We start from the raw sequence: 9,512 nt of genomic DNA, 5'->3' as shown, positions 1-9,512 counted from the left end.
GGGTTCCTCTGATGCTGCTCGCCGATGTTGAGCGGCAGCGCAATGTGCACGAGGTTCAGGGTAATGCGGGCGTACGGCGGTGCACCCGTGAGACGCAAACTGAAAAGACCTGCATCCGCCGACCTCGCACCGGCGTTGAGACGGTCGGATCCGCCGGGTGATTTGTGGATGACCTCCGGCTCGTAATACGCGTCCACCCCGGCCCATTCGGCAAAGCCGTGGTGAAAGGCTGAAACAGATCCGGATATCGGTCCTTTGCTATGCAACCTGCTTTGCTCATCTGTGATGAATACCATGCAGGTGCAGCGTGTCCCTGTCGCAATGCGGCACAATGCGGGATACCGGCGCGAACAGGATTTGCCGGAAATCAAGAACTCCGGATGCCACGCAGGGCCGGTCAGCTTTGTCGGCAAAACAGGTAATTTCCGTTCTGCGCTGTATCGCTGGAGACCTGTCCTCAGGATGGCTCCGGTGCAAAGACCACTTTCGCTGCAAAAGGGTCACTATCTCTGTGCTCATCTGTGGCCTTGCGGGTACCAGCGCCCCTCCCTTCAGTTCGCCTGTGGCCAGGCCCGCCCTTGCGCTTTGAGTGTTGCCAGGAGATGGTTTGCGGGAATGAAACCGGGAGGGTAACCATGACATTTCTCAGATCAGTCTCAGTCATCGCCGCGACGGCAATTGTACTGGGCTCCGGCGCGGCGGCAGAAACCCGTGTCACGTATAAGTCGGCCAAGGCGGGGTCGTCATACTTTCAGATGGCGGTACAGATCGCCGAGGCGATGAAGGAAGGCACCGGGGGGGACGTCTCCGTCACGGTCGAAGAAAGCCAGGGGTCGGTGCAGAACGTGATGGAAGTGCGCGCCCGTGGCGGTGATTATGTCTTTACCACGCCACCAGCTCTCATCGGTCTTGCGCAGGAGGGCAAGGCGATGTTTGAAGGCAAGGGCGATCCGGCCTTTGATGAGATCAGAGCGCTTTTCCCGATCCCCTCGCTGACTATGCATTTTGTTATGTCTGCGGACAGCGGCGTGCAGAGCTTTGCGGATTTGGAAGGCAAAACCATCCTGCTTGGCAGCGGGTCTTTCGGGGCGCGGGAGGGTGCGAAATATATCGAACTTTTCGGGCTGGAAGGCAAAGTGACAGTTGCGGATTCTGAGCTTTCAAACGCTGTGAACGCTCTCAAGAACGGACAGATCGACGGCTTTGTCACGGCCGGGTCCTGGCCTGCGCCCAATGTGATCGAAGCTGCCGCCTCAACCGGTGTGAAGGTGCTTTCCCTCGATGATGCGCAGATCGATATGTCCAAGCGCACTCGGCTGACCATTCCTGCCGGCACCTATGCGGGTCAGAGCGAAGATATCACGACAACCTCTCTTCCCGTGGTCGCCTACACCACGTCAAAGATGGATGATGACACCGCCTATCTGCTGACAAAAACATATTGGGAGACGCGCGAGGATATGGCTGGAGATGCTGCATGGTGGGCGGGCGTGTCGACCGATATGCTGAGCAATATCACCAGCCGGATTCACCCCGGCGCGATCCGATATTACCAGGAAATCGGCGCATCTTTGAGTGACGCGCAGATGTAATCGCACTCCCGCGCCCCCAAGCGGGGCACGGGCCACCCATGCAGAATGAAATCGGCCCGATACCCCTGCGCGCGCTCTGGATTGCCCTCGGCGCGCTGACCTGTGCCTTCCACATCGGGCTGATTTTCTTCGGACTGGTGCCGAACCTGGTGGCGCGTCCTTTGCACATGGCGCTGGTCCTGCCGTGGGTGTTTGTTTTCGGCGCTGCGACACGCGGTGCAGCTCTCCGGGGGGCCATTATTGCGGCAGTCGGCGTTGCCGGATGCCTGTGGATTGCGCTCAACCATGCGGCCCTGCGCAATCAGTACGGTTTTCTCGAAGACCCGTTTCAGGTGGGTCTTTCTCTGGTGCTGCTTCTGATCGTGATGGAGGGCGCGAGGCGGATGATTGGCTGGCCGCTGCCGATGGTCGCCTTTGCCGCGTTGCTCTACGGGCTTTTCGGGCAGCACATTCCCGGAGAGTTCGGACACGCCGGCACACCGCTGCGCAGTTTTCTGGGCACGCTGATTGTCGCGGAAGGCGGGCTCTGGGGCAGCCTGACGGGTGTTTCTGTCGGCGTCGTTGCGATATTCGTGATCTTTGGCGCGGTGCTTAACGCGGGTGAGGCCGGGCAGGGGTTCATGAATGTGGCTTCGGTGGCCGCCGGGCGTCTGACCGGCGGAGCGGCAAAAGTGTCTGTGCTCTCCTCGGCACTTTTCGGCTCTATTTCAGGCTCTGCATCGGCGAATGTGGCCTCTACCGGGGCGATCACTCTGCCTGCGATGACAAAGCTCGGCTATCCGAAACGCCTCGCGGCCGCAGTCGAGGCGGTGGCGTCCTCGGGCGGACAGATCATGCCGCCGCTGATGGGGGCGGGGGCCTTTGTGATGGTTGAGCTGACCGGCGTGCCCTATGTGGAAATCATGATTGCGGCACTGCTGCCTGCCATCCTCTATTTCTTGACGGTCTGGATGGGCATTAACGCCTATGCGCAGCGTTTTGAATTGCGCGCGGTGCCCGAGGATGAGCGGCCTGGCAGGCGCGCCGTGATCATCACCTCGGGGTTCTTCCTTGTGCCCTTCTCCGTGCTGCTGATCGCCATGTTCGCGCTTGGTTTCACGGCGCAGTATGCGGCGGCACTTGCGATCTTTGCCGGGGCTGCTGCGCTGATGTTTGACGCGACGCCCGGCTTTAATTTGCGGCAGGGACTTGCGCGGACGGGTGACGCGATGCTCAGCGCCGGGCGGCAGGTTGCCATGATCGCGATTATTATTCTTTGCGCTTCCATCATCATCGGTGTGCTCGGCATCACGGGCCTCGGCGTCAAGACGACCTCGGTTATTCTGTCAGGATCGGGCGGAGAGCTCTGGCCGGCGCTGTTGCTGACGGCAGCGGCCTGTCTGCTTCTGGGCATGGAGGTGCCGACGACGGCGGCCTATGTGATCTGCGTTTCGGTCGCAGGACCGGCGCTGATCGAGCTTGGCCTTGAACCTTTGCAGACACATCTGTTTGTTTTCTGGTTCGCTCTTTTGTCGACCATCACACCGCCCGTTTGCGGCGCGGTATTCATTGCGGCCGGGATGATCGGAGAGAACTGGTTGCGCGTGGCGCTGACCGCAATGGCGCTGGGCGTCGGGCTCTACGTCATTCCGCTCAGCATGATTGCCAACGAAAGTCTGATCCGTATCGCAAGCGAACCCGCGGCGGCAGTCCTCGCATTCGCGCATGTGGCCGTCGGGTTATCCTGTTTCTCTTATGCGCTGATCGGGCGGTCAGACCTGGTGATCCGCGCCGGGCTTTTCGCGGTGGGGAGTGTCGCGACATTCCCGGGTCTGTTGTTCTGAGCACCAGAACCCGGTTCAGTAACCCCGGTCCGGATCAACCACATTAAACAGCGGCCGTCCGTTCAGCCAGTTGTCCAGATTGCGCAGGAAAAGCGCAAAGGAAGCTTCGTCCCAGTCTTTGTGCACGGCAGAGCAATGCGGCGAGATCAGCAGGTTGGCGGTGTTCCAGAGCGGGCTTGACGGGGGCAGGGGTTCGGCGGGGAACACATCCAGAGCCGCTCCGGCAATCCGGCCTGAATTAAGTGCTGCGCGCAGGGCATCCTGATCGGTGACACCACCACGGGACACATCGACAAAAACAGCCCCTTCTTTAATCACCCCGATCGCATCCGCGCTAAGCATATCGCGGGTGTCATCTGTCAGCGGGGTGCAGACCACAACCACATCTGCCTGCGGCAGCAACCGGAAAAGGTCCTGAGACGGGCGCACATCGTCAACGTTCTCCATCGCCTCAGGGCTGGCACGTGTGCCGGTCACCTGCATGCCAAAAGCTTTTGCGCGTGCCGCGATCGCGCGTCCGGTGTGCCCCAGACCGACGATCAGCATTGTTTTACCTTTCACCGGTACAACAGATCGCATCTGCCAGCGCCTGAGCGCTTTGTCCTGAACAAAGCCCGGTACATCGAGCGTAAAGTGCAGAATGCAGCCCATCACGTATTCGGCGATCATATCGGCGGCGACCCCGGCAGCGTTGGTGACTGTAACGCGGTCCGTGTTCCAATGGCCCAGATGGTCAGTTCCGGCCCCGCCGTTGGCCACCCAGACCGGGCCTCCTTCGGCGAAAAGGGCTTTGGCAGGAAACCCAGGCGCGGGATCAAACCTGACCGAATAAACGACATCCGGCCTGTGTGTTGAAATCGCCGCGGGCAGGCCGGCATTGGTGCTACAGGTGCCGACCTGCGCACCGGGGCAGGCGGCAAGCAGGCTGGCTTTCTGCGGGGCGGTCTGATCGCTGTGGATCAGAATGCGGGGCGCTCGCGCCATATGACATTTTCCTTATGAAGCTCTGCTCTGTCGGCTGCGGCCGGTCTGTTGCGTCTGTTTTGTGATCGCGTATTGCAATCGCAACCGCCGGGATCGCGACCTGGTTCCCTGTCCGGCCCTGCTTTGCCCGGCCCGGCAGCGGGGATCAACGGCTGCACGGGCGCTGCACCGGCCCGGAAGCATCGGTTTTCTGCGCCGGAGGGAGCTTTCGCATCACAGGCCCGCCAGATGCACCTTCCAGCCGGACAGAACCCGCAGCAAACAAGGTTTATTCAACCCATGTGACTGCAATGGTTCTGTTTTGTTCTGCACAGACGTGCGGTTTTGGGCGCAAAGATGTCGGTTTCTCTTGAGGTCGGCGCCAAAGTGGCACACACATTGGGGAACTTTTTTCAGGCCCTGAGATCAGGAGTTCGCGTGTCCCTCTTCCTTATCGTTGCCCTGCCCTTCCTTGGCGCTCTTTTGCCGGGGCTGATGAACTCGGCCGGTCGCGCGGCCTGCGCCGGTGTTACCTTTATGGTGTCGCTGATGGCCTTCATCGGGTTGCTGACCAACCTGCCTGCGGTGATGGCGGGCGAAGTGGTCCAGGCCGGGGTCGACTGGATGCCGGCGCTGGGGATGAACTTTACGCTGATGCTCGACGGTCTGGGCTTTTTCTTTGCGCTGCTGATCCTCGGAATTGGCCTGCTTATCATCACATACGGGCGGTTCTACCTCTCGCGCGAAGACAATATGGGCGAATTTTTCACCTATCTGCTGCTCTTTCAGGGCGCGATGGTCGGAATCGTTCTGAGTGATAACATACTGCTCTTGCTGATTTTCTGGGAACTGACCTCGCTGTCGTCCTTCCTGCTTATCGGTTACTGGAAACATCTGCCCGAAGGCCGGCAGGGCGCGCGCATGGCACTGACCATCACGGGTATGGGTGGGCTTGCAATGATCGCGGGTATGCTGATCCTCGGCCAGATCGTCGGCAGCTATGATCTCAGCGTGATCCTGCAGAACCGCGATGTCATTCAGGAAAGCCCGCTTTATCTGCCGGCGCTGCTCCTGATCCTGGCGGGCTGTTTTACCAAATCGGCGCAGTTCCCGTTCCACTTCTGGCTGCCGCATGCCATGGCTGCACCGACCCCGGTATCGGCCTATCTGCACTCGGCCACGATGGTAAAGGCCGGTATTTTCCTGATGGCGCGCATGTGGCCGGTGCTTTCGGGCACGCCGGAATGGTTCGTGATCGTGACCACCGCGGGTCTTGTGACTATGGTCATCGGGGCGGTTATCGCGCTCTTTAAACATGATCTCAAAGCCCTGCTGGCATTTTCGACCGTCAGCCATCTGGGGCTGATCACCATGCTGCTCGGAACCGGCACGGCGTTCGGCGCGATGGCCGCGGTTTTCCATATTCTGAACCATGCAACGTTCAAGGCGGCGCTCTTTATGTCAGCGGGCATTGTCGACCACGAGGCTCATACCCGCGATATCCGCAGGCTGGGCGGGCTGCGGACGCTGATGCCGGTGACGTTTGTAATCGTCACGATCGCGGCGCTGTCGATGGCCGGTATTCCGCTGCTGAACGGGTTCCTCTCCAAGGAGATGATGCTGGAAGAAGCCTATCACACAGTGCTTTTCGGCTCGCACTGGCTGGTGCCCGGGCTTGCCGTTCTCGGATCACTCTTTTCGGCGGCCTACAGCTTCCGGCTTATTGCGCATACCTTCCTTGGACCTGTGCGCGACGATTATCCGGCTAAACCACACGATCCGGGTGCGGGCATGTGGATGCCCCCTGCGATCCTGACCGTGCTGGTCGTGGTCATTGGTCTTGCGCCGTTTCTTGCGGAGCCTTTTGTGAAAATGGTGACGGCATCGGTGCTGGGAGACCCGGCCGATGTGCCCAAAGCCTATTTCAAAATCTGGCATGGCCTGGTGCCAGCGCTTTATATGTCGATCGCCGCGACCGTCGGCGGTCTGATCCTTCTGTCGCTCTTCAGACCCGCGCTGAAACTCTGGGATACCGCACCGCGCCCCGAGGCGAAAACCATATTCGAGGCCGTGATCGCTGCGGCTGTTTCAGCCGCGCGCACGTTCTCGCACGGTCTGCATAATGGTGCTTTTACCCGCTATGCGGCAATCTTTGCCGTGACCGTTGTTGCGGCCGGTGCCCATGCGTGGAGCACAGGTGTGACAGGTCCGGCGACCCGCAGCATGCAACCTGCGGAGTCGGTGCCAATTGCAGGCTGGCTGATGCTGGTGGCTGCAACCGTGGCGCTGGTGTTCCAGCACCGCAACCGGTTGCTGGCGCTTATTCTGATCGGGATCGCGGGGCTTATGGTCTCGGTGGGCTTTGTGTTCTTCAGTGCGCCGGATCTCGCGATGACACAGATCACGGTCGAAGTGGTCACGATCATTCTGCTCTTGCTGGCGCTGAACTTCCTGCCCAATCGCACACCGGTGGAAAGCAGCGTGCTGCGCCGCACCCGTGACGCAGCGGTCGGCATCGTCGGCGGGCTTGGTACCATGGCGCTGTCTTATCACTATCTCATGCGTGATGCGGTCGCGACGCCGATTTCGGAATTCCACCTTGCCAATTCTTACAAAGGCGGTGGCGGTACCAACGTCGTAAACGTGATCCTCGTGGATTTCCGGGGCTTTGATACCTATGGCGAGATTATTGTTCTGGGGATCGCGGCGCTGCTGATCTATGCGCTGACAGAGACGCTGCTTTCAGGGCCGGTACGGGCACGGCTGCTCAACCGCAGGCCTGACCAGCCACTTGCGGGTGACATGCACCCGATGATGATGGTGGTTCTGACCCGGGTGATCATGCCCGTTGTGGTGATGGTCGGCTTTTACATCTTCCTGCGGGGCCACAATGAGCCGGGCGGCGGCTTCATTGCGGGTCTGATCGTGTCGATCGGCGTTGTGATGCAGTATATGGCCAGCGGGTTCAGCTGGACCTCGGCGCGCCTGAGATATCCCTATCACGGGGTGATCGGGGCGGGTGTTCTGATCGCCGGGCTCACAGGTATCGGATCCTGGTTCTTTGCCAAACCCTTCCTGACGTCGGATTTTACCTACGTGCGTATCCCGCCCTTCAATGAGTTCGAACTGGCCACGGCGGCGCTGTTTGATCTGGGCGTGTTTCTGGCGGTGGTCGGTGCGGTGATGCTCTCGCTGGAAAGCTTCTCGCGCCTCGCGCGCCGTGCCCATGTAAAGGACAGCGAACACCCCATGGACATCGACCCGTCGCGTGATGATCCGCAGCCGGCAGGGGGGGAGGCATAACATGGAACTGCTTGTCGCTTCCGCCATCGGCATTCTCACCGCGGCCGGGCTTTATCTGGTGCTGCGTCTGCGCACCTTTCCGGTCATCCTCGGGGTGTCGCTGCTGACCTATGCGGTCAATGTGTTTCTCTTTGCCTCCGGTCGTCTGACCGTGGGCGCGCCGCCGATCCTGCAGAAAGGGGTTGAGACCTATACCGATCCTCTGCCTCAGGCGCTGGTGCTGACGGCAATCGTGATCTCTTTCGGGATGACGGCGGTTGTCGTGATGATCTCATTGGGCGCTTATCTCGGCTCGGATGATGACAGCGTGGATGATCCGCTCCTGCCTGAAAAAGACGGCGGGAGGGATGTGACATGATTCACTGGATTATCGTTCCCGTCATTCTGCCGGCAATCCTTGCACCCTTTATCGTACTGGCCGCGCGCTATCACCTTGGGATCCAGCGGGTTTTCTCGGTGGCGGGCGTGCTGGCGCTGATCGCCGTTGCCGCCGGTCTGGCGTGGCAGGCAGCCGACGGGACGGTCACGCTTTATCAGCTTGGTGACTGGGCGGCGCCTTTTGGCATCGTGGTGGTTGGTGACAGGCTTTCAACGCTGATGGTTCTGCTGACCTCGGTGCTGGCGCTCTTTGTGCTGCTCTATGCGATCGGATCCGGCTGGGACGACCGGGGGCGGCATTTCCACGCGCTTTATCAGTTTCAGCTGATGGGGATTATGGGTGCATTTCTCACCGGTGACCTCTTTAACCTCTTTGTCTTCTTTGAGGTTCTTCTTATCGCCTCCTACGGGCTGATGATCCATGCAGGCGGCAACGAAAGGCTGCGGGCGGGCGTACAGTATGTCCTGTTCAACCTTCTGGGCTCCACGCTCTTTCTCTTTGCTCTGGGCTCCATCTATGCTGAAACCGGAACACTCAACATGGCCGATCTGGCAGAGCGAGTAACTCTGATCGGGCCTGAGGCGACAGTGGGGATCCGGGTTGCGGCGGTGCTGCTGCTGATGGTCTTTGCGATCAAGGCAGCCCTTGTGCCATTGCATTTCTGGCTGCCGTCGAGTTATGCCGAAGCCCCCGCGCCGGTGGCAGCACTCTTTGCGATCATGACCAAGGTGGGCGCTTACGCGATCATCCGGGTCTATACCATCATCTTTCCGCCGGATCTTGAGGTCACTGCGGGGCTCTTTGACGTCTGGCTGTTGCCGGCGGCGCTGATATCGCTGGCCATCGGAATGACCGGCGTGCTGGCTGCGCGCGAACTGAACAGGCTTGTCGCCTTTTCGGTGATCGGCTCGATGGGAATGGTGCTGATCTCAATTTCGCTCTTCACTCCGACCAGCATCTCGGCAGCACTGTATTACATCGTGCACTCCACGCTGGCAGCGGGCGCACTTTTCCTGATCACAGATCTGGTGCGCACCGGGCGCGGTAACCTGATGCTGACGGCACAGCCCCCTGCGGCCGGGGCGACGGCGACATCGATCCTGTTCTTTGCAGCCGCCATCGCGATGGCCGGCCTGCCGCCGCTCTCGGGGTTCCTCGGCAAGCTGCTGATCCTTGATGCTGCCTTTGGGACGCCCCATGCATCCTGGGTCTGGGCGGTCATCCTGATCTCCAGCCTTGTCAGTATTGTGGGCTTTGCCCGCGCCGGCAGCGTAATCTTCTGGAAAGCCACAAGTGTTGTGGTGCCGGACAAGGCTGAAATCTACGCCCGACCGACGATCCTGTCGTACGGGGCGGTCGGTGTTCTGCTGATCCTCCTGGTGCTGCACACTGTCTTCGGGGGGATCGTTCACCGCTATACGGGCAGTATCGCTGCGGGGCTGTTCGCGCCTG

The 9,512-nt window shown here is 60.3% G+C and carries 7 protein-coding genes; 5 read left to right on the top strand and 2 right to left on the bottom strand.

The features are described 5' to 3' along the window. The coding region (locus tag Q0M35_RS14845; RefSeq protein WP_295316653.1) for a hypothetical protein at window positions 1-296 on the bottom strand (296 nt) is incomplete at its 3' end. A 339-nt stretch (window positions 297-635) separates the two neighbouring features. On the opposite strand from Q0M35_RS14845, the gene Q0M35_RS14840 reads away from it, so the two are divergent. Next, a complete protein-coding gene (locus tag Q0M35_RS14840; protein ID WP_295316651.1) occupies window positions 636-1,592 on the top strand; it encodes a TAXI family TRAP transporter solute-binding subunit in 957 nt (318 codons plus the stop codon). A 38-nt stretch (window positions 1,593-1,630) separates the two neighbouring features. After that, complete coding sequence (locus Q0M35_RS14835) at window positions 1,631-3,415, top strand: TRAP transporter fused permease subunit (RefSeq protein WP_295316649.1); 1,785 nt, start codon at window positions 1,631-1,633, stop codon at window positions 3,413-3,415. 15 nt (window positions 3,416-3,430) lie between these two features. Here Q0M35_RS14835 and Q0M35_RS14830 read toward each other — a convergent pair whose 3' ends face one another. After that, window positions 3,431-4,399, bottom strand: a complete 969-nt coding sequence (locus Q0M35_RS14830; RefSeq protein ID WP_295316647.1) for a D-2-hydroxyacid dehydrogenase — start codon at window positions 4,397-4,399, stop codon at window positions 3,431-3,433. Between the two features lie 417 nt (window positions 4,400-4,816). Between Q0M35_RS14830 and Q0M35_RS14825 the strand changes: the two genes are divergently transcribed. From Q0M35_RS14825 to Q0M35_RS14815, 3 genes are all read left to right on the top strand, one after another. After that, window positions 4,817-7,681, top strand: coding sequence for a monovalent cation/H+ antiporter subunit A (locus Q0M35_RS14825; RefSeq protein WP_295316645.1), 2,865 nt, complete (start codon window positions 4,817-4,819; stop codon window positions 7,679-7,681). Between the two features lies 1 nt (window position 7,682). Continuing rightward, the gene (locus Q0M35_RS14820) at window positions 7,683-8,039 is read left to right on the top strand and encodes a Na+/H+ antiporter subunit C (protein WP_169639243.1); all 357 of its coding nucleotides are present in this window, start codon (window positions 7,683-7,685) and stop codon (window positions 8,037-8,039) included. After that, a partial coding sequence (locus tag Q0M35_RS14815; RefSeq protein WP_295316643.1) for a monovalent cation/H+ antiporter subunit D occupies window positions 8,036-9,512 on the top strand: 1,477 nt, incomplete at its 3' end. The genes Q0M35_RS14820 and Q0M35_RS14815, both read left to right, overlap by 4 nt.

This window comes from Roseobacter sp., assembly GCF_024639605.1.
Classification (GTDB): domain Bacteria; phylum Pseudomonadota; class Alphaproteobacteria; order Rhodobacterales; family Rhodobacteraceae; genus Roseobacter.
This window is presented reverse-complemented; position numbering and strand designations above follow the sequence as displayed.

Excerpts from the sequence above, each read along its gene's own strand:
- Q0M35_RS14830 (WP_295316647.1), bottom strand. The coding sequence starts at position 4,399 with ATGGCGCGAGCGCCCCGCATTCTGATCCACAGCGATCAGACCGCCCCG.
- Q0M35_RS14835 (WP_295316649.1), top strand. The coding sequence starts at position 1,631 with ATGCAGAATGAAATCGGCCCGATACCCCTGCGCGCGCTCTGGATTGCC.
- Q0M35_RS14840 (WP_295316651.1), top strand. The coding sequence starts at position 636 with ATGACATTTCTCAGATCAGTCTCAGTCATCGCCGCGACGGCAATTGTA.
- Q0M35_RS14820 (WP_169639243.1), top strand. The coding sequence starts at position 7,683 with ATGGAACTGCTTGTCGCTTCCGCCATCGGCATTCTCACCGCGGCCGGG.